The sequence below is a fragment of the Mitsuokella jalaludinii DSM 13811 genome, assembly GCF_000702905.1.
GTDB classification, from domain to species: domain Bacteria; phylum Bacillota; class Negativicutes; order Selenomonadales; family Selenomonadaceae; genus Mitsuokella; species Mitsuokella jalaludinii.
The window spans coordinates 372,946-398,978 of sequence record NZ_JNKR01000001.1 but is presented as its reverse complement, the minus strand read 5'-3'; the positions used below and the strand labels follow the sequence as shown (position 1 = coordinate 398,978).

Below are 26,033 nucleotides of genomic sequence, written 5' to 3'. Positions count from 1 at the left end.
TCACTGAGTCATTCAGAAGTATCATTTTTAAGATATATGAGGAGGAATCATCATGTTACATGTAGGTGTCATTGGTTGCGGTGGTATGGGCAGAAGCCACATTGATCGTCTGACGAATCGCACGCAGGGTGCAGAGGTTGTCGCCGTTGCGGATATGGTGGACGCACTCGTCGAGAAGGGTGCTGCTATCGCCGGCCCGAACTGCAAGAAGTACAAGAGCGAAGCCGACCTCATCAACGATCCGGCCGTCGATGCCGTCTTCATCGTCACGCCGGGCTTTGCCCACAAAGAAGCACTGCTCATGGCCATCAAGGCTGGCAAGCGCATCTTCTGCGAGAAACCGCTTTGCACGACGGCTGAGGATTGCCTCGAAGTCATCGATGCAGAAGTCAAATCCGGCAAACACCTGATCCAGCTCGGCTTCATGCGCCGCTACGACAAGGGCTACAACGAGGTCAAGGCTGCCCTCGATTCCGGTGAGTACGGCTCGCCGCTGCTGCTGCACTGCACGCACCGCAATCCGGAAGTACCGGACAGCTATACGACGGCCATGGCTGTCCATGATACGGCCATCCATGAGATCGATGTAACGCATTGGCTCGTCAACGACGATTTCGTCTCGGCACAGGTCATCATGCCGAAGGTCACGAAGTATGCGCACACGGAACTCGCTGATCCGCAGCTCATGATCCTGCAGACGAAGAGCGGCATTGTCGTCGAGGACGAAGTCTTCGTCAACTGCAAGTTCGGTTATGACATCAACTGCCAGGTCGTCTGCGAAGATGGCGTCATCGAGATGCCGCAGCCGCTCTATCCGACGTACCGCAAGAACGCACAGATCTCGCAGACGATCGATACGGACTGCTTCGTCCGCTTCTACGGCGCCTATGACGAAGAGGTCCAGAACTGGGTCAACGAGGCAGCTGAAGGCGTCATCGGCGGCCCGAACGCTTGGGACGGCTATCTCGCAGCTATCACGGCAGATGCCCTGGTACGCGCTCAGACGAGCGGCAAGGTCGAGACGATCACTCCGGCCAAGGAGAAACCGGCATTCTACGCCTGATTTCCCGACTACTCTTTCCCACTCCTTGAAAATTCATTTCCCCTTTTACTTGTACTGTTGTTCTCTGTTCCAAGAATCGTTTCTTTGGTCCGTCGCCCGTGAGGGCTGGCGGGCCTTTTCTTTTGGACAGAAGTCAGTGGAAATTTTAGTGCGGTTGTAGTATACTGCAAGTGAGAAATCAATGGAAATCCTTATGTTTACTTTTGAATAACGATTTATGGAGGAATTGAAACATGGAAAAACATATGCTGATCACGATTTCGCGCCAGTTCGGCAGCGGCGGCCGTGAGGTCTCGAAAATCCTGGCCAAGAAACTCGGCGTGCGCCGTTACGACAAGAAGATCGTCGAGATGGCTGCCGACAACATCGAGGAGGGCATGGACCCGAAGGAAGCCGTCGAACTTTCGTACAACACGCCGTCGAACTGCCTCGGCAACCTCGGCGATTACGGCTATGAGCGCGTAGCGCGCCATAACCGCATGTACATCGAGCAGGCCAAGGTCATCCTCGGCGTGGCGGAGAAGGAGAGCGCTGTCTTCCTCGGCCGCTGTGCAGATTACATCCTCAAGGACAAGCCGAATTGCTATTCGTTCTTCATCTATGCAGATGATGACTTCCGCGCACAGCGCGCCAAGACGGACTACAATGGGGCGACGCTTGACCAGCTCAACAAGGAAGAGAAACGCCGCAAGCAGTATTATGAGTTCTACACGGGCCAGACCTGGGGTGCTCCAGAGCACTACGACCTCATGATCAACACCTCGAACATGGCGCTCGAGGATGTAGCAGATTTCATCCTCGACTACATCAAGAAGAACCCGAGAGGCTGAGTAGTCTCTTCTCTCAGAACTGCCGCATCCTGCGGCAGTTTTTTGTGTGAGGACGCGCGGGCCAGCTTCGCTTTTCTTTCGGATTGATACGGAAGTCGGCGCAAAGGGCGGCAAACACAAGCAATAAATTTTGATTATGACAGAGACTTTTCAGAATAAATTTATTTTAGGAGTTTTTGAGGGAAATGGTTTTACTTATGCCGTTAAACAGTGTAGAATAAGGATAGACAGGGGCAAGAAAACCCCTTTGAAACAGGCCGAGACATGATGCTGCAGCGGTTCGGTGCGCGGCGGCATCTGTCTGAATAGATAGTAGGGTACTAAAAGAATAGGTGGGGATTATCACATGTTAAAGAAGACGAAAATTATCTGCACGCAGGGTCCTGCTACGGAGAGACCGGGCGTAGTCGATGCACTGATTGCAAACGGCATGAACTGTGCACGCTTTAACTTCTCCCATGGTGACCACGCAGAGCACCTCAACCGCATCAACATGGTGCGCGAGGCTGCCAAGAAGGCCGGCAAGGTCATTTCCCTGATTCTCGATACGAAGGGACCGGAGATGCGCCTCGGCGAGTTCAAGGACGGCAAGGTCATGCTCGAGAAGGGCAATCAGTTCACGCTGACGTATGAGGACATCCCGGGCGATGAGACGCATGTCTCCGTCAACCACAAAGGACTCTACACGGAAGTCAAGCCGGGTGACACGCTGCTCCTCTCTGATGGCCTCGTAGCACTCAAGGTCGATGAGATCCGCGGCAAGGACATCATCACGACGATCCAGAACAGCGGCAAGATGAGCACGAAGAAGCGCGTCGCTGCTCCGGGCGTATCCCTCGGCCTGCCGCCGATCTCGGAGCAGGATGCGAAGGACATCATCTTCGGCTGCGAGCAGGACCTCGATTTCGTCGCTGCTTCCTTTATCCAGCGTCCGGAGGACGTCCTGGCCATCCGCAAGCTCATCGAGGAGCACAATGGCCACATGGAGATCATGCCGAAGATCGAGAACCTCGAAGGCGTCAAGAACTTCGATGCGATTCTCGAAGTCTCCGACGGCATCATGGTCGCTCGCGGTGACCTCGGCGTTGAGGTTCCGGCCGAGGACGTTCCGCTGATCCAGAAAGAGATCATCCGCAAGTGCAACAAGGCTGGCAAGCCGGTCATCGTCGCTACGCAGATGCTCGACTCCATGGAGCGCAACCCGCGCCCGACGCGCGCTGAGGTCTCCGATGTCGGCAACGCTATCCTCGATGGTACGGATGCCATCATGCTCTCCGGCGAGACGGCTTCCGGCGATTACCCGGTCGAGGCTGTTTCCACGATGAACCGCATCGCTTGCCGCATCGAGGAATCCCTCGAGTACAAGAATCTCTTCGTTGAGCGCGGCTTCGAGCACAGCCAGAGCCGCACGCGCGCCGTCGCACATGCTACGGTACAGATGGCTTACGAGCTCGATGTCCCGGCTATCATCACGCCGACCGACAGCGGCTACACGACGAAGATCGTATCCCGTTACCGTCCGAAAGCAGCTATCGTTGCCTACACGCCGCATGAGAAGGTCGTCCGCCAGCTCAACCTCCGTTGGGGCGTATACCCGATCCTCGGCACGCAGTGGAAGGACGTCGACGAGATGATTGCGAACGCTGTTTCCGCAGCTGTCAAGGACGGCTTCGTGAAGCGCGGCGACACGACGATCATCACGTCCGGCATCAAGCTCCAGAGCAAGACGAGCGTCGGCAACAACACGAACATGATCCGCGTCTACAAGATCTGATTGCAGGATAGCGCATATCCTGGTCTATCTCGTTGACCGAGAAGAGGCCACCGGCAGAGCCGGTGGCCTTTTGTGTCCGCTACGGAGAGATAGGCTGTACAGCTTAAAAAAATTCTACAAAACGATTGAGAATACTGTTACAATGTGATACAATAAAGAAAGAATTGGAATAAATAAAAGGAGGAGTATCTATGGGTTGGCTGGATACGATGACGCCGAAGCCAGGTGGCAGTCGCCATTGCAGCGATGATTACATGTACATGGTACATGGCGCGTATGTCGTGGCTGAAGCAGATGACAAGACCGTTTATTTTTCCGCAAAATATTCAAGTAAGTGCTATAATGGCATTCCTCTCTCCCGCCAGAAAAGCGAGAACTCGTCAGAGATGCGGGGCAACTGAACGCTGCGGGGAAGGGAATGAGGCATACGATGCAGTAACGGACGCACAACGACAAGCATGAAGATGGCTGGAACCTCTGTGTAGCAAAGGTTTCAGCCATTTTTATTGCGGAGGGAATGCATTGTATGGTATGATAAAGGAGTAATTTATTCCGCATTTTTAAGGGGGCCAATCTTTTGCTTACCATTTTAATGATACTCGATGCGATTGTCTGCATCATCCTGATTGCATCGATCCTCGGACAGGAAGCCAAATCCGCCGGCATGGGCGGCATGGGCGGCGGTGCGGATACCGTCTTCTCGAGCAAGGCGCGCGGCATGGACGCGTTGCTCGCTCGCGTGACGGTCGTCTTCGCCATTCTGTTTGCGGTCATCACCATCGTGATTGCACGTATGACGAACTGATATGATGATGATCATCCCCTGCTCTCCGGCAGGGGAAATTTTCTTGCATAGGGGGTGCTTGCCATGATCATGGAAGGGGCAGAGCCCTTTTTCCTCCCGGGAGGCAGCACGGGAGTCCTGCTCGTCCATGGCTTTACGGGGCTGCCAGCGGAGCTCTCGATGATGGGGGAGTACTTGCAGCAGCGGGGTTGCACCGTCCTCGGCGTGCGGCTGGCTGGCCACGGTACGACAGTCGAGGACATGAGCCGCATGACGGCGGAGGACTGGCTCGATTCAGTCCGCGACGGCTATGCCATGCTCAGGGGCTCGTGCGAGCGCATCGTCGTGGCTGGTCATTCGATGGGCGGCCTGCTCGCCCTGCTGCTGGCAGCCGAGAAATCTGGCAGGGATACGGGCCTCGCCGGCGTCATCTCGATGGCGGCGCCCATCTACATCGCAGAAGAGCGCGGCATCGCACAGCTGCCGCCGCGCGAGCTCTGCCGCGGCAAGTTCGTCCCCAAGGCGAGACGGCGCCTCAGGGATGTGCCGCCTGCCGTCAACCACACGTACCGCTTCATGCCCCTCGAGGGCGTCTACGAGATGCTCGCGCTCATCGAGCGCACGAAGGCGGCCCTGCCGGGCCTCAAGCTCCCGGCGCTCATCCTGCACAGCCTCAACGACAGGACGGCGGATGCGGAGAGCGCCATCTACATCCGGGAGAATCTGGGCAGCGCGCAGAAGAGGCTCGTCTGGCTCAAATCGTCGGGCCACCTGATACCGCTCGGCGAAGAGAGGGATATCGTATTCTCGGAGTCGGCCGCTTTTATCGGGGCGCTTGCCGGCGGCGGGGCAGAAGCGGATCGATAGAACAGGCAAAGACCTGATGAGAAGAAACGGATAGACAGATTGTTGGAGAAAAGAGTATGGATTTAAAAGAACGAATTTTAGCGTACATGCATGAAGAGGCGTACCGCCCGCTGCCGGCCGAGGAGCTGGCCGACGGGATGCAGCTGACGCCGGAGGACCTCGTACAGTTCGATGCAGCGCTTGAAGAATTGGAAAAAGAGGGCGCGATCATCAAGAATCGCAGCGACCTCTACGGCATCCCGAGCCGCATGCACCTCGTCGTCGGCCGCCTCTCGATGACGGCCAAGGGCTTTGGCTTCATCATCCCGGATGTGCGCGATTCCGAAGAGGAGACGGATGTCTTCGTGCCGGGCGCAGACCTCAATACAGCCATGCACGGCGACCGCGTCGTCGCCCGCGTGACACCAGCTCAGGAGGAAGGGCGCTCGCGCGAGGGCGAGATCATCCGCATCCTCGAGCGCGCGAACGAGAAGATCGTCGGCACCTTCGAGAGCAGCAAGACGTTCGGCTTCGTGACGCCGGACAACACGAAGCTCAGCCAGGATATTTTCGTGCCCAAGAAGGCCTTCCGCGGCGCGAAGACGGGCAGCAAGGTCGTCGTCGAGATCACGAAGTGGCCGGACCGCCGCCGCAATGCGGAGGGCAAGGTCATCGAGGTGCTCGGCAAGGTCGGCGACCCGGGCGTCGACGTTCTTTCGGTCATGCGCCAGTACGACCTCTCGGAGACGTTCCCCGAGGACGTGCAGGAGGCAGCCGATAACGTGGAGCAGGAGCCCTCGCCGGAGGAGTACAGAGGCCGCCGCGACCGCCGCGACCTGCCGATCGTCACGGTCGATGGCGAGGATTCGAAGGACCTCGATGACGGCGTCTTTGCGCGCCGCAATCCGGACGGTTCCTTCTTCCTCGGCGTCTACATCGCCGATGTCAGCTGGTATGTGCGTGAGAATCAGCCGCTCGACCGCGAGGCACGCGAGCGCGGCACGAGTGTCTATCTCGTCGACCGCGTCATCCCGATGCTGCCGAAGGAGCTCAGCAATGGCATCTGCAGCCTCAACGCCGGCGTCGACCGCCTCGCGATGGCCTGTGAGATGCAGATCTCGCCGGAGGGCGAGGTCACGAGCTACGAGATCGTGCCGACTGTCATCCACGTCTACCGCCGTCTGACCTACAACATTGTCAACAAGGTCCTCGTCGACAAGGCAGAGCCGTTCCTCTCGGACAACCAGGACATCCGCGAGATGCTCGAGACGCTTGAAGCACTGCGCCATGTTCTCAAGGCCAAGCGGCATCGCCGCGGCTCCATTGATTTCGATGTGCCGGAGGTCAAGGTCAAGCTCGACGACAAGGGCCATCCCGTCGCGCTCATCAAGCGCGAGGGCTCGCTGGCGGAGTCCATCATCGAGGAGTGCATGCTGATCGCCAATGAGACGGTGGCGCGTCACATGGACACGAAGCAGCAGCCGTTCATGTACCGCGTGCACGAGCAGCCGTCGGATGAGAAGATCGAGCGCCTCAACAGCCTGCTCGGCGCCTTCGGCCTCTTCGTCCACCAGTCGGAGACGGGTGACATCAAGCCGATGGACGTCCAGCAGGTGCTCGAGAAGGTCAAGGGCAAGCCGGAGGAGCGCATCATCAGCACGGTGGCCCTGCGCTCGATGCAGCAGGCGCGCTACAGCGACATGAGCCTCGGCCACTTCGGCTTGGCCGCGCGTTACTACACGCACTTCACCTCGCCGATTCGCCGCTATCCGGATCTCATCGTGCACCGCCTGCTGCGCGAGACGTTCGCGACGGGCAGCATCCCGGCTGAGCGCCAGGCGAAGCTTCGCACGATGCTGCCGGAGATCGCCGATCACGCTTCGGAGCGCGAGCGCATCGCGATCGAAGCGGAGCGCGAGACGACGGACATGAAGAAGATCGAGTACATGGCGCAGTTCGTCGGCGAGGAGTTCACCGGCATCATCAGCGGTGTCACGGCTTTCGGCATCTTTGTCGAGCTCGACAATGGCGTCGAGGGACTCGTCCACGTCTCGACGATGGTCAACGATTACTACGAGTACCGCGAAGAGCAGTTCGCGATGGTCGGCGAGCGCACGAATAAGGCGTACCGCCTCGGCGATGAGGTCGAAGTCCTGCTCGTGCGCGCGAATGTCGAAGAGCGCAATCTCGACTTCGTGCTCAAGGACAACGGCGCCTATGACCCGCTCGCGATGAGGAATGCCGTGCGCGGCGGCCGCAATAAGGGGCCGAAGCCGGCGAAGACCGACAAGGTCGATAAGAACGACAAGAACGGCAAGGCGGACAAGGGCGGCCGCCAGGAGGTCAAGAAGCGTCCGGCACGCCGTCCCGTCGACGACATCATCGCGGATTTGCCAGCAGCAGAGGGCGAGGAGAAGCCGAAGAAGAAGCGCAGCCACGGCAAGAAGAACCGCGGCGCCTCGGGCGAGAAGCTCTCGCGCCCGGACCATGGCCGCGCCCCGCGCGAGAAGCGTGAGAAACGCGAGCGCGATCACGGCAAGGGCAGGGAGCGTTCCGGTAACCGCCAGGAGCGCCGTGACCGCGAGAACGGCCGCGGGGAGCGCGACTACCATCGCGTCACGGTGACGGGCCTCAACAGCGCCGTCTGGCCGGACCCGCCGGGATACCATGAGCGCAAGCTGCGCGAGGAGGCGCGCGCCGAGAAGGCGAAGGCCGCCCCGAAGCACCGCCCGCGCCCGCACCGCAAGACAGAGGGCGGCACGACGTCCAATAAATAAGACCAATGAAACCACTCAGGTGAGATAAATGGGAAGAAAGAATGCAGGTATCAAGACGGTCTGCGAGAACCGCAAGGCACGCCATGATTACTTCATACACGAGACATACGAAGCCGGCATCGCGCTGCAGGGAACAGAAGTGAAGTCCCTGCGCGCAGGCCGCGCCAACCTCAAGGACAGCTATGCGAGCATCCAGGATGGCGAGCTCTTCGTCGAGAATCTCCACATCAGCCCGTACGACCAGGGCAATATCTTCAACCACGATCCCCTGCGCCGCAGGAAGCTCCTGATGCACAAGGCCGAGATCGTGAAGCTCTTCGCTAAGACCCGCGAGAAGGGCTTCACGCTCGTGCCGCTCAAGATTTACTTCAAGCACGGCCGGGCCAAGATGGAGATTGCACTGGCCTCCGGTAAGCACAACTACGACAAGCGCCAGGACCTCCACGAGAAGGCCGCCAAGCGCGAGATCGAGCGCGCGCTCAAGGATCGCCAGCGCTACTGACAAAAAACTCCTGCCGCTCCGCATTTGCGGGGCCGGCAGGAGTTTTTTGTCAGTAGCGCGAATTACTCAGTAAGGAAGTATGTATGTTGAGAAGAGGTGATTATCATGAAAGATATGGGGGAAAAACTTGGTCGCACGCTGGCCATCGCCTTGCTTGTCGGTGCGGGCAGCGTGATCTCGGCGGTCAGCGCTGTGCCAGATTGCTTGCAGGCCGCTGAGGCAGCATCGGCAGCGGCCGAGAGGCAGGAGCATATCCAAGAGGTTGCTGGGAATGCTCTCGTGACAGTGCGCCAGCACAATGTGGCACTCAGGGACTATCAGGGCAGGGAGCTCCACACAGGCAAATACCTTGAACTGGCCGCAAAGCCTGGGGCAAGCCATGCGCTGCGCCGGTCGCTAGCGCGCTGGAATGATGCGGAGCGCACGCGCTGGGCAGGCGACGAGAAGATGCTCAGGAATGCCGTGCACTTCACCGAGGAGAACGGCATCCAGATGTATGCGCCGTATTACATGGGCCATGCCATCGCGGGCTGGGGACGCGTCGACGATGCGGTGCTGAGTTTCTGCACGCGCACGGAGTCCTATACGGGCGGCGCGCATCCGAATCACGCCTATCAGAGCTGGAATTTGGATCTCCGGACGGGCGAGCCCATCGCGCTTCGCGATATCGTCACGAGCCGAAGGGCCTTCCTGACGGCTGTGGCGGCGGCGTTTCGCGCGCAGTATCCGGGGCGCGAAGATGAGACATTCCGGCGCACGATCGACGCGCAACTTGAGTCCATCTACCCGTACCTCGACTGGGATCAGTCCACGGTCTGGATCATGTTGCCCGGAGGCGGTATCCGCGTCTACTACAGCGCCTACGAGCTCGCACCGTACGCTGCCGGCGACTTCATCCTGACGCTGATGCCCGAGGGAAATCCGGGGCTCTTCAAGGCGCGCTGATATGCGTGCATGAAAAATGAAAAAATCCCATCCATCAGATAGCAGTATCTGATGGATGGGACTTTTTTTACGGGCTCAGGCCTCGACGGCTTCGCCGCGGGAATCTTCGATCTTGCCCTGGAGGTCGTGGTCGGTCATCGCGCAGACGGCGGAGTCGGACCAGACGTTCTCGGCCGTCTCGATCATGTCGATGATCGTGTAGATCGGCAAGATGACACCCATGAGGCCGAGCGGTGCGCCGAGGGAGCTCATGAGCGAGAGCGTCAGGAAGTAGCAGCCCATCGGGACGCCGGCGTTGCCGATGGCGGCGAGGACGGCGACGAAGAGCCACGTGATCATGGTGCCGATCGAGAGGTCAAAGCCGGCGTTCTGCATGACGAACAGCGACGTGACGAGGATGAAGGCTGCGCAGCCGTTCATGTTGATCGTCGTGCAGATCGGCAGGACGAAGCGCGAGACGCGCGGATTGACTTTGAGGTGCGCTTCTGCGGAAGCGAGCGTGACCGGCAGCGTGCCAGCCGAGCTCTTCGTGAAGAGGGCGACCGCGATAGCGGGTGCCATCTTGCGGAAGACGTAGAGCGGGTTGAGGCCGCGCGCCAGCAGGAAGAGCGGGATGACGAGGAAGAACTGGATGAAGTTGCCGCCGAGTACGACGAGCGTGTACTTGCCGAGTGCACCGACGATGACGCCTGCTTCAATCTGCGAGGAGAGCTGTGCGGCAAAGGCGAGGATGCCAGCCGGAAGAGCCCAGAGCAGGGCGCGGATCAGCGTGAAGAGGAGTTCCTGCAGGCCGTGGATGCCTTTGAGGAGCACGGCGCGGTTCTCCGTCTTCGGCATGAAGGCGAGCGCGAGGCCGACGGCCGCGGCAATCAGCATGACGGACAGGACATTGCCGGCGAGGAACGGCTGCAGCATGTTGTTCGGGATGACCGAGAGGAAGTGGTCGTAGTAGGAGAGGGAGCCGAGCTTCTGCATCGGGACGTCCGAGGTACCGGCGCCGATGAGGTCAGCCGGCAGATTACCCGGTGCAATCCAGAGGTAGAGGATGAGGCCGATGGAAGCGGCGGCAATCGTCGTCAGCAGCGTGTAGGTGACGGCGTGCGCGAAGATGCGGCCCGTGTCCTTCTTGGCGCCGAGCGCCGAGAGCGTCGTGATGACGGCAAGCGCGATGGTCGGCACGGCGATGAACTGGAACAGGCGCGTGAAGACCGTGGCTACGAAGTTGAAGAGCTCGTTGAGCGCAGGTACCTGCAGCCAACCGAGGATGGCGCCGACGATCAGAGCGGCGAACCAGAGGACCATCTGCTTGGCCTGCCCACCCTTGCGCTGGCGCAGGGCCTCGTCCTTTGCGAGGTCGACGGAATCTTTATTGGGATTTGCCATGATATACCTTCTTTCGTTGATTCAATCGTGGATGATGGCTAAGTGCTTGTAAAGCATATATGATTAATATGTGATACATTATAGATGGATTGCGGCGGCCTGTCAAGAGTGAAAATCACCATTTTGGCAATCGTGCCTTTGACAGAGTGGAAATGTCATTGCTATACTGGACCATAGTATCACATGACAGAGAAAAGAGAAAGATAGAAAGAGAGGCGGATGATATGGAAGGACAGGACGAAAACAAGCAGCAGGAGAAAGTGCACAAGCGGCGCATCCACTACAGCGGGCGCTATCCGCGCCACTTCGCGGAGAAATACAAGGAGCTCAACCCGGAGAAGTACGGGGAGGAGATCGCTCACGTGCGCGCCAAGGGGAATACGCCGGCTGGCACGCACATCCCCATCATGGTCGAGGAGATCCTCGCGATTCTCGCGATAAAGCCGGGTGAGCGCGGCTTTGACGCGACGCTCGGCTACGGCGGCCACACGATGGCGATGCTCGAGAAGCTCGAGGGCAGAGGGCACCTCTACGGCGGCGATGTCGATCCGATCGAGTCGGCCAAGACGGAGGCGCGCATCCGCGCGAAGGGCTATGGACCTGAGATCTGGGAACGCCGCCTGATGAACTTCTGCGAGATCGACAAGCTAGTAGAGGAGGCCGGCCCTTTTGACTTCGTGCTAGCCGACCTCGGCGTCTCCTCCATGCAGATCGACAATCCGGAGCGCGGCTTCACCTACAAGTCGGACGGCCCGCTCGACCTGCGCCTCAACCAGCAGGCGGGCATCTCGGCAGCGGACCGCCTGCGCGAGATGACGCAGGCTGAGCTCGTCGGCATGATGCAGGAGAACGCCGATGAGCCGTATGCCGAGGAGATCGCGCGCCAGATTGTCCGCGCAGAGAAGCGTCGGCCCATCCGCACGACGCGGGAGCTCTACGCGGTGATCGAGGCGGCTCTCGAGAAGGTGCGCCTGCAGCGCGGCGCGGACGGCAGGCAGCCTGATCGACGCGACGTCATCCGCAAGAGCAGTGCCCGCGTCTTCCAGGCCCTGCGCATCGATGTCAACCACGAGTACGAAGTCCTCTACGAGTTCATGGAGAAGCTGCCGTTCGCGCTGGCACCGGGCGGGCGCGCCGCCATCCTGACGTTCCACTCGGGCGAGGACCGCATCGTCAAGAAGGCGTTCAAGGCGTTCCACCAGCAGGGCATCTACCAGGACATCGCGCGCGATGTCATCCGGCCAAGCCGCGAGGAGTGCTACAACAACAGCCGCGCGCACTCGACGAAGTTGCGCTGGGCCATCCGCGCCGAGTGAGCCGCGCTTGTGACTGGCTCACGGACTTCGCGCCTGACACTTGCTATACTGGACGGATAAACGTCCGCATGGCGGACGATGGACTATGATGGAACCGAAAAATGAGATTGAGAAAAGCAAGAAAGAAAGCAAGAAAGGAAGTTCCTGGATGACGATGGAGAAGACAGATCTTTTGGTGATTGGCGCAGGCCCTGCGGGCATCTCAGCAGCGCTCTATGCGAGGCGCGGCGGCCTCTCTGTGACGGTCGTGACAAAGGGCATTGAGACGGGCGGCCTCTCTAAGGCGGAGAAAATCGAGAATTACTACGGCTTTGCTGAGCCTATCTCCGGCAAGGAGCTCCTGCGCCGCGGCGCGGCAGGTGCCAGACGCCTCGGCGTGGAGATCGTCGAGGAGGAGCTCTTGGCGCTCTCCTTCAACGATACGTTCGACGGCTTCAAGGCTGCCTCCCGTCAGCACGAGTGGGAGGCATCGGCCGTCGTTCTCGCTGCCGGTGCTTCGCGCCGCACGCTGCCGATACCGGGGATAGCAGAATTCGAGGGCAAGGGTGTGAGCTACTGCGCCATCTGCGATGCCTTTTTTTACCGCGGCAAGAAAGTCGCCGTCATCGGTTCGGGCGAGTATGCCGTGCATGAAGCACAGGTCTTGCTGCCGCATGCCGAGATGGTTACGCTGCTGACGAACGGCGAGCCGCTGACGGCGGAGGTGCCCGATGATGTGGCAGTATGCGATGGCAAGATCGCAGCCGCGGAAGGCGCGGGGCGCGTCGAGCGCGTGCGCTTTGCAGACGGCGAAGTGCTGCCGCTCGACGGGCTCTTCCTCGCCATCGGCACGGCGGGCAGCTCGGAGCTGGCGCGCAAGATCGGTGCCATGCTCGACGGTGCCGATGTCAAGGTGGACGTGCATCAGGCGACGAATGTGCCGGGCCTCTTTGCGGCAGGTGACTGCACGGGCGGTCTGCTGCAGGTGGCCAAGGCCGTTCATGAGGGGGCCGAGGCCGGTCTCTCCGCGCTGCGCTATGTGCGCAGCAAGCGCAATGCCAAGTGATGGCACATGATGATACGATGGTTTTACGAGAAAGAAGGATGATTTCTTGACGACAAAACGATGGCTCGGTGTCCTGGGCTTCACGATTTTCGGTATCCTGCTCTTCGCGAGCTGGCTGCTTCCGGGGCAGACGGGCTTCTGGTATGGACTCGACAGCTCGGTCTTTTTCTTCTTCAATCATTTGATCGGGCAGAGCCAGGCCCTGCTCTATCTGGTGGCCTTCACGAATCTGCGCCCGTTCGATGCAGTGGCCTTCCTCTTCATGCTGGGAATCTTCTACCACTACTACCGCCAGCAGGATGCCAAGGGCAGGCGCTGGATGCTCTGCATCGGCCTGACGATGCTCGTGACGGCTGTGATCGCGAAGCAGTTCGACATGATGCTCGGCTTTGAGCGGCCGAGCGCGACGAAGTTCTTCACCCTGCAGGGGGTGCCCGTGCTGCGTGTCTCCGAGCTCACGGGCTGGCCGGCCAAGGACTGGTCGAGCACGAGCTTTCCAGGCGACCACGGCATGATGCTCTTGATCTTCACCTTTTACATGCTGCGCTATTTCGGCAAGAAGGCCTTCGCGGCGAGCCTGTTCGTCGTCATCGTCTTCTCGATGCCGCGCATCATGTCGGGGGCACACTGGCTGACGGATGTCGTCGTCGGCTCCGGCTCCATCTGCAGCATCGTCCTGAGCTGGATGCTCCTGACACCGGCATCGGACCGCATCATTGCGCTGTTTGACCGCTATCTGCCGCATCAGGACAAGGCCAAAACGAAAAAATGAATCTTGTTTTCAGCAGTGCAGTCCACGAGGCTGCACTGCTTTTTTGCTGGATACCTATTCTGCTCAGAGGAAATCCTGTGCTATAATGAAAGGAAAGGTTTTGGAAAAGGGTGAACATACTTTGGATCAAAAGTCATATGAGCTGTTGCAGACGAGTATCGTTCAGGGCGCGGACGGACTCGGCCAATATTTAAAGAAGATTCTGAGCAAGCCAATCCTGCTGGTCACGGGGAATGGCAGGGAGTTCTATCCGGAGCGGATTCCCGTGGCGGAATCCATCCGCAAGATCCTCTGCCATATGCCATCTTTTCAAGACGAACAGTATTATTACATACATGACAGGCGCCTGCTCGTGTTGCAGGAAAGCCTGCCGCAGGAGGAGTTGCGCCTCTTCCTCTTCATCAGCCGCACGGCGGCAGAGGACATCGATGAGCTCGTTCAGAAGGTCAGGCCGGCACGCCTGGCGCTGGCGTATTTCCTGCGCAGCCAGATTGACCTCGGGAACGAGATACAGCGTGCCATTGAGGGGATACTGACGGATGCGTTCTCTGGCATACAGTACCGCCTCGAGAATCTGCTGCGTCGGAACGGCATCCATCTCGATGAGAGCCAGGCGTACCGCGTGATGCTCGTCGAGTTCGAGGACCGCTCCGTCTCGGAGATGGAGGTGGACTTCAAGGGGAGCCTCGCGCAGCTCGCGCACCGCTACACAGATGTCATCCTCTGCCCCTTGACCTGGAACGGCAGGGGCCTCGTCATCATGCCGGACGTCGACCGCATCGCCGACCAGGCGCTCTGCGAGCATGCGAAGGTCATGCAGGATCTCCTGCATGACTGGCAGCAGGATTTCTCGAAGCGCCATCAGGTCCGGCTCGACTGCGGGCTCGGCGATCCGCACGTGCTGCCGGAGATCCAGAAGAGCTATCAGGAGGCGCGCCTGGCGCTGTCCTACGGCCGGACGAAGCATGAGCACGGCTTTTTCCGCTGCTACGAGGACTGCGGCATCATCAGCAATATCTTCTCGGGCGGCGTGGAGTCAGCTTTTGCCTTCTGCCGCTCGGCGCTCGGGCGTCTGCTCGACTACGACGGCGAGAATGACGCGGATCTCTTAGTGACGCTCAAACTGCTCTTGGAGACGAACTTCAACTACTCAGCAACGGCAGCCGACCTCTTCATCCACGCCAACACGGTGCGCTACCGCTGCGAGAAGATCGAGCAGCTGCTCATGCTCGACCTCCGTGACCCCGATGTGCGCTTCAATCTCTATGCGGCCTTGCGCGTACAGGAGATCCTCGTCGACATGCACATCCTGCCAGGCGGCTACGTCGGCAGGGTGCACGAGAAGCTGCACAGCAGTGAGGCTGCCACCGGTCATTGAAGCCGCGTAAAGCCATGTGCTTTTGAACTCCGCCATTGCGAAAAAAACGTGGCGACGATATAATGAGAAGAATGACTCTACCTTGACCAGAAGGCCGAGAAGCGTGTGAAGGAGGCAATCGAGATGGGACTGCGATGGGATGCGATTTCGGGTCATGCGGGGCAGAAGGCATCTCTGCGCACGATGCTGCGCGAGGGGCGCCTGCCGCATGCCCTGCTCTTTGCGGGCCCTGACGGCATCGGCAAGCGCATGCTCGGCCATGTGCTCGCTGCGGCCATACTCTGCGACTCGCAGGAAGGCCCCTGCGGCCACTGTGAGTCCTGCCGGGCGATGCAGCTCGGCTCGCATCCCGACTACCTCGAAGTCGTGCCAGAGCAGAATGGCAAATCGGCGGCCCAGATCCGCATCGAGGCCATCCGCTCCATGCAGACGCAGGTTTCACGCTATCCCGTGCTCGCCAAGCAGCGCGTCGTCCTCATCGATGAGGCGGACCGCATGAATGAAGCGGCGCAGAATAGTCTGCTGAAGACGATCGAGGAGCCGGAAGGCCCCGTGACTTTCATCTTGGTCACGAGTGCGCGCAGTGCCCTGCTCGACACAATCCTCTCGCGCTGCATGCCCATGGCCTTCGGCATGCTCACGCCGCAGGAGATGAAGCCGGTGCTGCTGGACCGCGGCGTGCCAGAGCAGGAGGCCGCGGAACTCGCCGCTCTGTCGGATGGCAGCCCCGGGCGAGCCCTGATGCTTCACGAGCACGAAGGCCTGCACCTGCGCGGCGAGGTGCTGGAATTCTTGACGCAGCTGCCGTCCTTCGACATGGAGCGCGTCTGGTCGCTCGCCAGCGATATGGGCGCGCGCGACCGCGAGGCGCTGCGGGAATGGTTCCTGTATCTCAACATGATGCTGCGCGATCTTCTCGTCCTGGCTGAGGACGGAGGCAGCGCGCTCTTGTACCATGCGGATATCCGCGCGAAGCTCCTGGAGCTCCTGCCGCGCTATCCGGAGGACATTGTCTTCGCGCTGCTCGGAGAGCTGCGCGAGGTGCAGAAGCGCCTGCAGGCCAATGTCAATCTGCGCCTTCTGATGGAAGGCTTCTTGATCCGTGCGCGCGATATCGCGTTGCGCACGCTTTGATATATTTAGGAGGAACATATTGGAGACAATCATCGGAGTCCGCTTCAGGACAGCGGGCAAGATCTATCATTTCAGCCCCGGGCAGCTCACGATTGCCAAGGGACAGCATGTCATCGTCGAGACGGCGAGGGGCATGGAGTGCGGGCGCGTCGTTACGGGTCCCGAGGAAATCGAGCCGGCACCGGATGCCCCGCCGCTCAAGGTCATCCAGCGCATCGCGAATGCGCACGACCTGCAGCGCGTCGAGGACAACCGCAAGCATGAGAAAGAGGCGCGCGTCATCTGCAAGAAGAAGATCCGCGAGCACGGCCTTCCCATGAAACTCGTCTCGGTTGAGTACACGTTCGACCTCAACAAGATTATCTTTTACTTCACGGCGGACGGTCGCATTGACTTCCGCGACCTCGTCAAGGACCTTGCCTCTGTCTTCCGCACGCGCATCGAGCTGCGCCAGATCGGCGTGCGCGATGAGGCCAAGATGATGGGCGGCATCGGCTGCTGCGGGCGGCCGCTCTGCTGCGCGACTTTCCTAGGGGATTTCGAGCCTGTGTCCATCCGCATGGCTAAGGAGCAGAATCTCTCACTGAACCCGACGAAGATCTCGGGCATCTGCGGCCGCCTCATGTGCTGCCTCAAATACGAAAGCGACTGCTACTGCGGCCAGTGCCCGAAGCAGGTGAAGAAAATCCAACCGCCGCAGCAGGGCGGCCGCGTCGTCACGGTGGATGGGGAAGGCAAGGTCATCTCCCTCAACCAGCAGCGGCGCACGGCGACCATCCTGCTCGACAATAGCCGCACGGTTGTCGCCGCGTGGGAAGATGTCATCGAGCAGGAAGTCGAAGTCGAGAGCGCGGAGCAAAAGACGCCTGAGGTCAAGCGGGAGCCGCGCGAAGAACGCCGCCCATCGAAACGCGAGCGCACGGGCAGCCGCCGCCCCCGCGAGGGACGCGAGCACGGCAGCCGCAGCGGCCGCAACGGCAGCAATGGTAACGGCAGCAATGGTAATGGCAGCAACGGAAGCAGCGAGCAGGCAAGAGAGCACAGCTCGCGCAGCCGCCGCAGCCGTCGCCCGCGCGAGAACCGTAGCGCTGAGCGCCAGAGTCGGCCGCACAATGCGCGCCGTCCGAGAGCGCCGCGCGAGAAGCAGGAGAGCGGGCAGCCGAAGGAGCAGGCCCGTCAGGATGCGAAGTCATGAGAGAGGCAGTGCTTCGCGAGCACGAGCGGCTCGATGACCTCATGAGGAGTGGCCGCAAGATCATCCAGGACACGCGGGAATTCTGTTTCTCGCTCGACGCGGTCCTCCTTGCGCATTTCCCGCACTACCGCTCACGCCAGCGCGTGCTGGAGCTCGGCACGGGCACGGGCGTCATCCCGCTCCTCATCGCCGATGAGGTTGCACACGTCGAAGCCGTGGAGATCAGCCCCGTCATGGCGGAGCTCGCGGCGCGCAATGTCTACATGAATGAGCTCGAGGCGCGCATCTCGGTCCGGCAGGGCGACTACCGCGAGATCCGCACGCTCTATCCCGCCGAATCCTTCGACACCGTGCTGGCCAATCCGCCGTACCGCCCCGTGGCGCACGGGCAGGTCAACAAGATGAGCGGCGTCGCGCGCGCACGCCATGAGTTCACGGCGCGGCTTGTGGACGTCGTGCGGGCTGCGCGCTACGCGCTGAAGTTCGGCGGCCGCTTCGCGATGGTCCATTTGCCAGAGCGCCTCGGCGAGATCATCGTGGCCATGCACGAGAATCAGATGGAGCCCAAGCGGCTGCGCATGGTGCAGCCGAAGGAGGGCCGGGCGCCGAACATGATGCTCATCGAAGCCGTTGTCGGCGCGGCCCCTGGAGGGCTCAAGGTCATGCCGCCGCTCATCGTGCATCGGGAAGACGGCAGCTATACGGAGGAGATCCTTGCCATCTACGGCATGCAGGATGCAGGAGAAAACAAATGAAGGAACAACAGGAAGAGAAGCGGGGCGCTGCCGCAGGCACCCTCTACCTCTGCGCGACGCCGATCGGCAATCTCGAGGACATGACGTACCGCGCTGTGCGCATGCTCGGCGAGGTCGAGCTCATTGCGGCGGAGGACACGCGTCACACGCGCCAGCTTCTCACGCATTTCGACATCCACACGAAGCTCACGAGCTATCACGAGCACAATAAGTTCACGAAGGGGCCGGAGCTCGTGGAATGGCTACTGCAGGGCCACGACCTGATCTGCGTCAGCGACGCGGGCCTGCCAGGCATCTGCGACCCGGGGAGCCATCTCGCCATGCTCGCCATCGAGGCGGGCATCCGCGTCTCGCCACTTCCGGGCTGCAATGCGGGGCTTTCAGCCCTGATCTGCTCGGGGCTTGACACGACGCGTTTCACTTTCGTCGGCTTCCTGCCCAAGACGGCTAAGAAGCAGAAGGAAGTTCTAGCAGAGGTCAAAGATCACCGTGAGACGCTGATCTTCTACGAGGCGCCACACCACCTGCGCGCGACACTGCGCCAGCTCATAGCTGTCCTCGGGGGCGCACGCCGCGCTGCATTCGGTCGTGAGCTCACGAAGCGCTTCGAGGAATTCCACCGCGGCACGCTGCAGGAACTCGCAGACTATTACGACGCGCAGGAGCCGCGCGGCGAGTACGTCCTGATCGTCGAGGGCTTCTCCGGCGAGGAGACTGAACCTGAGGCGCAGCAGAAGGACCCCGTCGCGCTCTGCCGCGAGCTCATGGCGGCAGGGCTCGGCAAGAAAGACGCCATGCGCGAGGCGGCAAAGACGCTTGGCATTGCGCGCCGCGATGTCTACAACGCCTTGCTGCAGGCGGATTCGTGAGAGCGATTGGATCTGTACGGAAGACCAGGCTGCGACCTGGTCTTTTCTTTTTGATAGAAACAATTCCAGAAAACGTTTACAATAATACTTGACAATACAGCTTAGACGCGGTAAACTAGAGACAACAAGAAAAAAGAAGGTGCAAATCGGCGGGTAATCAGGTTTGCGCCATCTTTTAGGGGCTATAAGAAAACGTTTACCGAATCATATCGATCGGAGACGCACAGAGCCAAAGCAGACGAAGAGTCAAACTAAGGCGATGGAGGGTTACAAAAATGGAAATCTTAGCGACGATGAAACAGGAATTTGCAAAGCAGTTCGGCGGGGAAGCGGAGCGCAGCTACTTCTCCCCAGGCCGCGTCAATCTGATTGGCGAGCATACGGACTACAATGGCGGTCATGTCTTCCCGTGCGCCATCTCGCTCGGCACGTACGCTGTCGTCGCAGACCGCAAGGACATGACGACGCGCATCTACTCGATGAACCTTGCAGACAAGGGCATCATCGAGTTCCCGATGACGGGCCTCTCTTATGACACTGCCAAGGATTGGGCAAACTACCCGATGGGCGTCGTCGATGTATTCGAGAAGGCTGGCCACAAGGCCACGCACGGCTTCGACATCCTGATCTACGGCACACTGCCGGCAGGCGCTGGCCTTTCTTCTTCGGCTTCGCTCGAGGTGCTGACGTCGGTCATCCTCAATGAGGCATTCGGCTTCGGACTCGACATGATCGAGATGGTCAAGCTCTCGCAGAAGGCAGAGAACCAGTTCGTCGGCGTCAACTGCGGCATCATGGACCAGTTCGCTGTCGGCATGGGCAAGAAGGACTGCGCTATCCTGCTCGACTGCAACACGCTCTCGTATCGCTACAGCAAGATCGCGCTTGAGGACGCGAGCATCGTCATCACGAACACCAACAAGCCGCACAGCCTCGCTTCCTCGGCCTACAATGTCCGCCGCGCACAGTGCGAGCATGCGCTCAACGAGCTCAAGGAAGTCAAGCCGGAGCTCAAGGCACTCGGCGAGCTCGGCAATGACGAATTCAATCAGATTGCCGGCCACATCGAGGAAGTCCTCGAGCGTCATCGCGCACGCCATGCCGTCTACGAGAACAACCGCACGCTCGACGCCGTCAAGGCACTCGAGAACAATGATGTCACGGAGTTCGGCCGCCTGATGAACGAGTCACACTTCTCGCTGCGCGACGACTACGAAGTGACGGGCAAGGAGCTTGACACGCTCGCAGAGATCGCATGGCAGCAGGAAGGTGTCATCGGCTCGCGCATGACGGGTGCAGGCTTCGGCGGCTCCACGGTCAGCCTCGTCAAGAACGATGCCATCGAGGCATTCAAGAAGAATGTCGGCGAAGCATACACGGAGAAGATTGGCTACGCGCCGAGCTTCGTCGTCGCCAGCATCTCGGACGGCACGCACCGCATCGAGGGCTGACATAACAGAATCTTAACAAGTCGGTAAGGTTTCCGGATACAATCTGTTGTATCATGAAAGAAAAAAGGAGAAGATCACATATGTCTATTCTGGTTTGTGGCGGCGCTGGTTATATCGGTTCTCATGCAGTCCATCAGCTCGTGGCGAAGGGCGAAGACGTTGTCATCGTCGACAATCTGCAGACGGGTCATCGCGATGCCCTGAATCCGAAGGCGAAGTTCTACGAGGGCGACATCCGCGACGCAGCCATTCTCGACAAGATTTTCACGGAGAACAACATCGAGGCGGTCATCCACTTCGCAGCGAACTCCCTCGTCGGTGAGAGCGTCCAGAAACCCTTGAAGTACTTCAACAACAACGTCTACGGCATGCAGGTGCTGCTCGAGGCGATGGTACGCAACAACGTCGATAAGATCGTCTTCTCGTCGACGGCTGCTGTCTACGGCGAGCCGAAGCGCGTGCCGATCATGGAAGACGATCCGACGGAGCCGACGAACCCGTACGGCGAGTCGAAGCGCACGATGGAGAAGATGATGAAGTGGGTCAGCCGCGCGAACGGCATCCGCTACGTCTCGCTGCGCTACTTCAACGCAGCCGGTGCACTCGACGATGGCTCCATCGGCGAGGACCACAACCCGGAGACGCACCTCATCCCACTGATCCTGCAGGTCCCGCTCGGCAAGCGCGATCACATCACGGTCTTCGGCGATGACTATCCGACGCCGGACGGCACGTGCCTGCGCGACTACATCCACGTCATCGATCTCGCTGACGCTCATGTGCTGGCCCTCGAGTACCTGCGCAAGGGCGGCGAGAGCAATATCTTCAACCTCGGCAACGGCAAGGGCTTCTCGGTCAAGGAGATGATCGAGGCAGCAAAGAAGGCGACGGGCAAGGACATCAAGGTCGAGATGGGCGCACGCCGCGCCGGCGACCCGGCCCAGCTCATCGCTTCCTCGGACAAGGCCAAGAAGATCCTCGGCTGGAAGCCGCGCTATACGAACGTCGAGCAGGTCATCGGCACGGCCTGGACCTGGCACCAGAAACACCCGAACGGCTACGAGAAATAAGATAGGCAGTCTTGCAAGAGCCGAAAGGTGAAAGGAAGGAAAATCATGTCCATCAATACGGAAATCAATCGCTTGTTGAATTTTGCAAAGCAGAACATGCTGATCAACGAGGATGACTACTATTATGCGGCCAACCGCCTGCTCGACGTCCTGAAAGTCGATGCCTTTGAGCCGGAGTTCGTCGACGAGAAGCTGCCGACGGCCATGCCGATCCTCGAGAACATGCTCGATTACGCTGCCGAGAAGGGCCTGATCGAGAATACGACCGAGAATCGCGACCTCTTCGACACGCGCATCATGGACTGTGTCATGCCGCGCCCGTCGGAAGTCGTGCGCCGCTTCACGAATGACTACGCGCGCAGTCCGAAGGCCGCGACGGACGAGTTCTACAAGATGAGCATCGCGTCGAACTACATCCGCAAGGACCGCATCGACAAGAACATCGTCTGGAAGACGGCGACAGAGTACGGTGATCTCGACATCACGATCAACCTCTCGAAGCCGGAGAAGGACCCGCGCGACATCGCCAAGGCGAAGCTCGCACCGTCCTCGGGCTATCCGAAGTGCCTGCTCTGCCGCGAGAACGAAGGCTATGCCGGCCATCCGGGCCATCCGGCTCGCGAGACGCACCGCCTGATCCCGCTGCGCCTCTCGGCTCACCGCTGGTTCTTGCAATATTCCCCGTATACGTATTATAATGAGCATTGCATTGTCCTGAACCGCAAGCACGTGCCGATGAAAGTCTCGCGCAAGAGCTTCGAGAATCTCCTGGACTTCGTGACGATCTTCCCGCACTACTTCCTTGGTTCCAATGCAGATCTGCCGATTGTCGGCGGCTCCATCCTCTCGCACGACCACTATCAGGGTGGCCGCTACACCTTCGCGATGGCCAAGGCCCCAATCGAGAAGTTCTATACCTTCCCGGGCTTTGAGGACATCAAGGTAGGCCGCGTCAAATGGCCGATGTCGACGATCCGCCTGCAGGGCGAAGACCGCGAGGAGCTCGCGGACCTCGCCGAGAAGATTCTCGATGCATGGCGCAAGTACAGCGACCCGAGCGTCGAGATCCTCGCTGAGACGGATGGCACGCCGCACAACACGATCACGCCGATCGCGCGCCGCCGCGGCAATCTCTACGAGCTCGACCTCGTGCTGCGCAACAACCGCACGACGAAAGAGCATCCGCTCGGCCTCTTCCATCCGCATGCCGAAGTGCATCACATCAAGAAAGAGAACATCGGTCTCATCGAGGTCATGGGTCTCGCTGTGCTGCCGGCCCGCCTCAAGAAGGAGATGGCTCGCGTCGGCGAGGAGCTCGTCAAGGGGACGCCGGATATCTCGGGCATGACGGAGATTGCCAGCCATGCTGACTGGTACAAGATGCTCCGCGAGAAGTACCCGACGGTATCGGAGCAGGATGTCACGGGCATCCTCGAGGAGGAAATAGGCAAAGTATTCGAGACAGTTCTCACGCATGCCGGCGTCTACAAGCGCGACGCGAAGGGCATGGAGGCATTTGACCGCTTCGTTGCAACTGCTGCTAAGGATTGAGGACTCTCATCATCCAAAGAAAGCAGGGAACGACCATGGAAATGAAGAAGAAAGCCACCATCGTGGACGTCGCCAAAGAGGCTGGCGTCTCGGTCGCGACAGTGTCGCGCGTCGTCAACGGGAATTATCCGGTCAAGCCGGAGACGCGTGAGCGCGTCCAGTCTGCCATCAACGCACTGCAGTACGTGCCGAATGTGCAGGCTCGCGAGCTCAACACGCGCCATTCCTCGACGATCGGCGTCGTGGTGCCCGGCCTCTACAACATGTTCTTCGCAGAGGTCATCGACGGCATCGAGAAGTCCATGCGGCGCCAGGGGTATTCCTTGCTCCTGAACTGCGCGCAGAACGATCCGGAGCTCGAGATGGAGTGCATCAATGCGCTCGTCTCGCGCAGTGTCTCCGGCATCATCGTCATCAGCCCGAACACAGAGGGGCTGCGCGAGGAGTTCTACCGCCGCATCGTCAAGCGTGTGCCGCTCGTCTTCATCAATGGCTATCACCGCATCCCGAACGTCTCGTACGTCGCCAACGACGAGGCACTCGGCACGAGGCAGGCGCTCGAGTACTTGACAGGGCTCGGCCACAAGCACATCCTCTTTGTCCGCGGTGAGAATTCCGATTCCTACACGGTCAAGGAGCGGGCGTACCGCGCCTTCATGGCGGAGCAGGGCCTCTTCAATGAGAAAGACATCGTCGACATCGGTGAGGGCAACAACATCGATACGGTGACGTCTGCGCGCATCAAGCTCATGAAGGTGATGCCGGAGCTCGCTCCGACAGCAGTATTCTGCTGCAATGACCTCATGGCGACGGGGGCCATCCGCGCCTGCAAGCGCCTCGGCCTCCGCGTGCCGCAGGACGTTTCGGTCGTCGGCTTCGACAACATCACGCTCTCGAAGCTCGTAGACCCGCAGATCACGACGATGGACCAGAACATGTTCCAGCTCGGCAGCAACGCCGCCGCCGTGCTCGTCGAGATGATCCACGGCGGCCAGAGCAAGCGCATCACGCTCGAGAACATCCTGATCACGCGCGAGTCGACAGGCCCCTGCAAAACAGAAGCATGACAGAAGCTCTCCACTGCATAAGCGGCGGGGAGCTTTTTTATCCGCAAATATCGAGGGAAGCGACGGGGATGAGGGCACTGCCTTGATATGGTATAATGGGGTGGATGCTCTTGAGCATTCGACACGATTGACATTGACATTTCGATTGACATCCTGGAGGTTTTTATGAAGATTTCGCGTGTGATGCTGGCGGCCGCGCTCTGCGGGGCCTCGCTCTATCCCATCCCGGCCCTGATCGCGCCGGTGATGGCCCAGGCCGCCCCGGCTGCCTCGTCGAAGGCGGCCGATGCTGCGGTGCGCACGATACCGGGGCGCCCCCAGTTCCCCGAGAAGATGGCGGGCAAGGTCAACCGCCGCGCGATGGACAGCGTCAAGTGGCGTTTGGCGCCGGCTTACGAGGAACCGATGCTCGAGGCGGAGGCCGCGGCCGATACCATCACGATCATGGGCGCGGCAGAGGCGTCTGAGGAGCAGATGGTCCACTACATCGAGAAGCGCAACCCGCAGCCCAAGCTCAACTGCTCGGTCGAGGACATTGTCCGCTACTACTACGAAGAGGCCGGCCGCGAGGGCATCCGGCCGGACGTCGCCCTGTGCCAGGCCTTGAAGGAGACGGGCTTCTTTGCCTACGGCGGGGACGTCTCGCCGAAGCAGAACAACTTCTGCGGCCTTGGCGCGACGGGCAACCGCGAGCCGGGCGCGAGCTTTGCGACGCCGCAGCTCGGCGTGCGCGCCCACATCCAGCACCTTATGGCCTATGCCACGCAGGAGCGGCCGCACGGTGCAATCGTCGACCCGCGCTACAAGCATGTCGTCGTCAACCGCCCCGACATCCACGGCCACATCACGAAGTGGACGGGGCTCAACGGCGTCTGGGCTGTGCCGGGCACGCGCTACGGCCAGGAGATACTCTACCTCTGGCAGCAGGCACAGGCTCCGGATGGCTCTGATGCCTCGCTGGCCGCCGCCGAGAAGAAGGTGCGCCAGATGCCGGACGAGGCGGGCTCCTACATCTACCGCGGCATCGTCTACTTCAACCGCGCCGCCTACAAGGAGGCTCAGGCAGATTTCAAGCAGGCAGCAGGCCTAAAGCCGGACTCGATGGCGGCGCACTACAACCTCGCCATCACCCAGCAGCGCGAGGGCGACCACAAGGCAGCGCTCAAGAGCTACGATGCATTGCTGAAGCTCAGCCCGGAGTTCATGCAGGCCTGGTATAACCGCGGCCTCATCGCCCTGGACCAGAAGAAAGAGAAAGAAGCGCTCGCCGACTTCCAGGAGGCGCTGCGCCTGACGCCGCAGACGGCCGATGCCAAGAACGCGCAGGCCGTCGCCTACATCCGGCAGAAGGACTACGCCAAGGCATGGCAGGCACTCGGCGAGGCAGCCGATATCAATTCGGCGAACATGAACGTGCTGGCCAACCAGTTCATCTTCGAAGCATGCCTCAAGTGAGCCGCGCTGATTCTCACGCTTATTTCCATTTGCGGGAAATTGTTCTATAATAGACACAACAGATTCGCAAG

Annotated in this window: 23 protein-coding genes; 22 read left to right on the top strand and 1 reads right to left on the bottom strand. The window is 60.1% G+C overall.

Going from position 1 to position 26,033, the window contains the following annotated elements; all coding sequences use genetic code 11:
- Positions 1 to 52: 52 nt before the first annotated feature.
- The 9 genes from T518_RS01870 to T518_RS11320 all read left to right on the top strand — a co-directional run bounded on the left by T518_RS01870 (position 53) and on the right by T518_RS11320 (position 9,521).
- A complete protein-coding gene (locus T518_RS01870; protein WP_036374237.1) occupies positions 53 to 1,063 on the top strand; it encodes a Gfo/Idh/MocA family protein in 1,011 nt (336 codons plus the stop codon).
- 233 nt (positions 1,064 to 1,296) lie between these two features.
- Positions 1,297 to 1,893: a cytidylate kinase-like family protein gene (locus T518_RS01865; protein WP_036374234.1), complete on the top strand. Its 597-nt coding sequence runs from the start codon at positions 1,297 to 1,299 to the stop codon at positions 1,891 to 1,893.
- Positions 1,894 to 2,239: 346 nt separating this feature from the next.
- The gene (gene pyk, locus T518_RS01860) at positions 2,240 to 3,667 is read left to right on the top strand and encodes a pyruvate kinase (protein WP_036374230.1); all 1,428 of its coding nucleotides are present in this window, start codon (positions 2,240 to 2,242) and stop codon (positions 3,665 to 3,667) included.
- Positions 3,668 to 3,858: 191 nt separating this feature from the next.
- Complete coding sequence (locus T518_RS01855) at positions 3,859 to 4,068, top strand: hypothetical protein (RefSeq protein WP_036374228.1); 210 nt, start codon at positions 3,859 to 3,861, stop codon at positions 4,066 to 4,068.
- A 191-nt stretch (positions 4,069 to 4,259) separates the two neighbouring features.
- Positions 4,260 to 4,472, top strand: a complete 213-nt coding sequence (gene secG / locus T518_RS01850) for a preprotein translocase subunit SecG (RefSeq protein ID WP_005841344.1) — start codon at positions 4,260 to 4,262, stop codon at positions 4,470 to 4,472.
- Positions 4,473 to 4,535: 63 nt separating this feature from the next.
- Positions 4,536 to 5,318, top strand: a complete 783-nt coding sequence (locus T518_RS01845; RefSeq protein ID WP_036374224.1) for an alpha/beta hydrolase — start codon at positions 4,536 to 4,538, stop codon at positions 5,316 to 5,318.
- Positions 5,319 to 5,374: 56 nt separating this feature from the next.
- The gene (gene rnr, locus T518_RS01840; protein WP_036374222.1) at positions 5,375 to 8,074 is read left to right on the top strand and encodes a ribonuclease R; all 2,700 of its coding nucleotides are present in this window, start codon (positions 5,375 to 5,377) and stop codon (positions 8,072 to 8,074) included.
- A gap of 28 nt (positions 8,075 to 8,102) precedes the next feature.
- Entirely contained in the window at positions 8,103 to 8,576 is a 474-nt protein-coding gene (gene smpB, locus T518_RS01835; RefSeq protein ID WP_036374220.1) for an SsrA-binding protein SmpB, read from the top strand.
- 105 nt (positions 8,577 to 8,681) lie between these two features.
- A complete protein-coding gene (locus T518_RS11320) occupies positions 8,682 to 9,521 on the top strand; it encodes an RsiV family protein (protein WP_051652134.1) in 840 nt (279 codons plus the stop codon).
- Between the two features lie 75 nt (positions 9,522 to 9,596).
- On the opposite strand, the gene T518_RS01825 is transcribed toward T518_RS11320, so the two are convergent.
- Positions 9,597 to 10,904, bottom strand: a complete 1,308-nt coding sequence (locus T518_RS01825; RefSeq protein WP_036374217.1) for a dicarboxylate/amino acid:cation symporter — start codon at positions 10,902 to 10,904, stop codon at positions 9,597 to 9,599.
- A gap of 224 nt (positions 10,905 to 11,128) precedes the next feature.
- Between T518_RS01825 and rsmH the strand changes: the two genes are divergently transcribed.
- The 13 genes from rsmH to T518_RS01760 all read left to right on the top strand — a co-directional run bounded on the left by rsmH (position 11,129) and on the right by T518_RS01760 (position 25,962).
- Positions 11,129 to 12,220, top strand: coding sequence for a 16S rRNA (cytosine(1402)-N(4))-methyltransferase RsmH (gene rsmH, locus T518_RS01820; protein WP_036374214.1), 1,092 nt, complete (start codon positions 11,129 to 11,131; stop codon positions 12,218 to 12,220).
- A gap of 148 nt (positions 12,221 to 12,368) precedes the next feature.
- A complete protein-coding gene (locus tag T518_RS01815) occupies positions 12,369 to 13,265 on the top strand; it encodes an NAD(P)/FAD-dependent oxidoreductase (RefSeq protein ID WP_081828380.1) in 897 nt (298 codons plus the stop codon).
- Positions 13,266 to 13,311: 46 nt separating this feature from the next.
- Entirely contained in the window at positions 13,312 to 14,037 is a 726-nt protein-coding gene (locus T518_RS01810; protein WP_248617133.1) for a phosphatase PAP2 family protein, read from the top strand.
- A gap of 121 nt (positions 14,038 to 14,158) precedes the next feature.
- Positions 14,159 to 15,415, top strand: a complete 1,257-nt coding sequence (locus T518_RS01805; protein ID WP_036374212.1) for a PucR family transcriptional regulator — start codon at positions 14,159 to 14,161, stop codon at positions 15,413 to 15,415.
- Between the two features lie 123 nt (positions 15,416 to 15,538).
- The gene (gene holB, locus T518_RS01800; RefSeq protein WP_051652147.1) at positions 15,539 to 16,549 is read left to right on the top strand and encodes a DNA polymerase III subunit delta'; all 1,011 of its coding nucleotides are present in this window, start codon (positions 15,539 to 15,541) and stop codon (positions 16,547 to 16,549) included.
- A gap of 19 nt (positions 16,550 to 16,568) precedes the next feature.
- On the top strand, positions 16,569 to 17,744 hold the full coding sequence (locus T518_RS01795) for a PSP1 domain-containing protein (protein ID WP_036374210.1): 1,176 nt from the start codon (positions 16,569 to 16,571) through the stop codon (positions 17,742 to 17,744).
- Positions 17,741 to 18,499 (top strand): tRNA1(Val) (adenine(37)-N6)-methyltransferase, encoded by a 759-nt coding sequence (locus tag T518_RS01790; protein ID WP_036374207.1) that lies wholly within the window; start codon positions 17,741 to 17,743, stop codon positions 18,497 to 18,499. The genes T518_RS01795 and T518_RS01790 overlap by 4 nt, the downstream gene beginning before the upstream one ends.
- Complete coding sequence (gene rsmI, locus T518_RS01785; RefSeq protein WP_036374205.1) at positions 18,496 to 19,368, top strand: 16S rRNA (cytidine(1402)-2'-O)-methyltransferase; 873 nt, start codon at positions 18,496 to 18,498, stop codon at positions 19,366 to 19,368. The genes T518_RS01790 and rsmI overlap by 4 nt, the downstream gene beginning before the upstream one ends.
- A 275-nt stretch (positions 19,369 to 19,643) precedes the next feature.
- Positions 19,644 to 20,819: a galactokinase gene (locus T518_RS01780; protein WP_036374202.1), complete on the top strand. Its 1,176-nt coding sequence runs from the start codon at positions 19,644 to 19,646 to the stop codon at positions 20,817 to 20,819.
- 80 nt (positions 20,820 to 20,899) lie between these two features.
- Positions 20,900 to 21,889, top strand: coding sequence for a UDP-glucose 4-epimerase GalE (galE, locus tag T518_RS01775; protein WP_036374199.1), 990 nt, complete (start codon positions 20,900 to 20,902; stop codon positions 21,887 to 21,889).
- Positions 21,890 to 21,934: 45 nt separating this feature from the next.
- On the top strand, positions 21,935 to 23,440 hold the full coding sequence (gene galT, locus T518_RS01770) for a UDP-glucose--hexose-1-phosphate uridylyltransferase (protein ID WP_036374196.1): 1,506 nt from the start codon (positions 21,935 to 21,937) through the stop codon (positions 23,438 to 23,440).
- Between the two features lie 35 nt (positions 23,441 to 23,475).
- Complete coding sequence (locus tag T518_RS01765) at positions 23,476 to 24,507, top strand: LacI family DNA-binding transcriptional regulator (RefSeq protein WP_036374193.1); 1,032 nt, start codon at positions 23,476 to 23,478, stop codon at positions 24,505 to 24,507.
- Between the two features lie 165 nt (positions 24,508 to 24,672).
- A complete protein-coding gene (locus T518_RS01760) occupies positions 24,673 to 25,962 on the top strand; it encodes a glucosaminidase domain-containing protein (RefSeq protein ID WP_036374190.1) in 1,290 nt (429 codons plus the stop codon).
- Positions 25,963 to 26,033 lie beyond the last annotated feature (71 nt).

Excerpts from the sequence above, each read along its gene's own strand:
- T518_RS01870 (WP_036374237.1), top strand. The coding sequence starts at position 53 with ATGTTACATGTAGGTGTCATTGGTTGCGGTGGTATGGGCAGAAGCCAC.
- T518_RS01865 (WP_036374234.1), top strand. The coding sequence starts at position 1,297 with ATGGAAAAACATATGCTGATCACGATTTCGCGCCAGTTCGGCAGCGGC.
- pyk (WP_036374230.1), top strand. The coding sequence starts at position 2,240 with ATGTTAAAGAAGACGAAAATTATCTGCACGCAGGGTCCTGCTACGGAG.
- T518_RS01855 (WP_036374228.1), top strand. The coding sequence starts at position 3,859 with ATGGGTTGGCTGGATACGATGACGCCGAAGCCAGGTGGCAGTCGCCAT.
- secG (WP_005841344.1), top strand. The coding sequence starts at position 4,260 with ATGATACTCGATGCGATTGTCTGCATCATCCTGATTGCATCGATCCTC.
- T518_RS01845 (WP_036374224.1), top strand. The coding sequence starts at position 4,536 with ATGATCATGGAAGGGGCAGAGCCCTTTTTCCTCCCGGGAGGCAGCACG.
- rnr (WP_036374222.1), top strand. The coding sequence starts at position 5,375 with ATGGATTTAAAAGAACGAATTTTAGCGTACATGCATGAAGAGGCGTAC.
- smpB (WP_036374220.1), top strand. The coding sequence starts at position 8,103 with ATGGGAAGAAAGAATGCAGGTATCAAGACGGTCTGCGAGAACCGCAAG.
- T518_RS11320 (WP_051652134.1), top strand. The coding sequence starts at position 8,682 with ATGAAAGATATGGGGGAAAAACTTGGTCGCACGCTGGCCATCGCCTTG.
- T518_RS01825 (WP_036374217.1), bottom strand. The coding sequence starts at position 10,904 with ATGGCAAATCCCAATAAAGATTCCGTCGACCTCGCAAAGGACGAGGCC.
- rsmH (WP_036374214.1), top strand. The coding sequence starts at position 11,129 with ATGGAAGGACAGGACGAAAACAAGCAGCAGGAGAAAGTGCACAAGCGG.
- T518_RS01815 (WP_081828380.1), top strand. The coding sequence starts at position 12,369 with ATGACGATGGAGAAGACAGATCTTTTGGTGATTGGCGCAGGCCCTGCG.
- holB (WP_051652147.1), top strand. The coding sequence starts at position 15,539 with ATGGGACTGCGATGGGATGCGATTTCGGGTCATGCGGGGCAGAAGGCA.
- T518_RS01790 (WP_036374207.1), top strand. The coding sequence starts at position 17,741 with ATGAGAGAGGCAGTGCTTCGCGAGCACGAGCGGCTCGATGACCTCATG.
- rsmI (WP_036374205.1), top strand. The coding sequence starts at position 18,496 with ATGAAGGAACAACAGGAAGAGAAGCGGGGCGCTGCCGCAGGCACCCTC.
- T518_RS01780 (WP_036374202.1), top strand. The coding sequence starts at position 19,644 with ATGGAAATCTTAGCGACGATGAAACAGGAATTTGCAAAGCAGTTCGGC.
- galE (WP_036374199.1), top strand. The coding sequence starts at position 20,900 with ATGTCTATTCTGGTTTGTGGCGGCGCTGGTTATATCGGTTCTCATGCA.
- galT (WP_036374196.1), top strand. The coding sequence starts at position 21,935 with ATGTCCATCAATACGGAAATCAATCGCTTGTTGAATTTTGCAAAGCAG.
- T518_RS01765 (WP_036374193.1), top strand. The coding sequence starts at position 23,476 with ATGGAAATGAAGAAGAAAGCCACCATCGTGGACGTCGCCAAAGAGGCT.
- T518_RS01760 (WP_036374190.1), top strand. The coding sequence starts at position 24,673 with ATGAAGATTTCGCGTGTGATGCTGGCGGCCGCGCTCTGCGGGGCCTCG.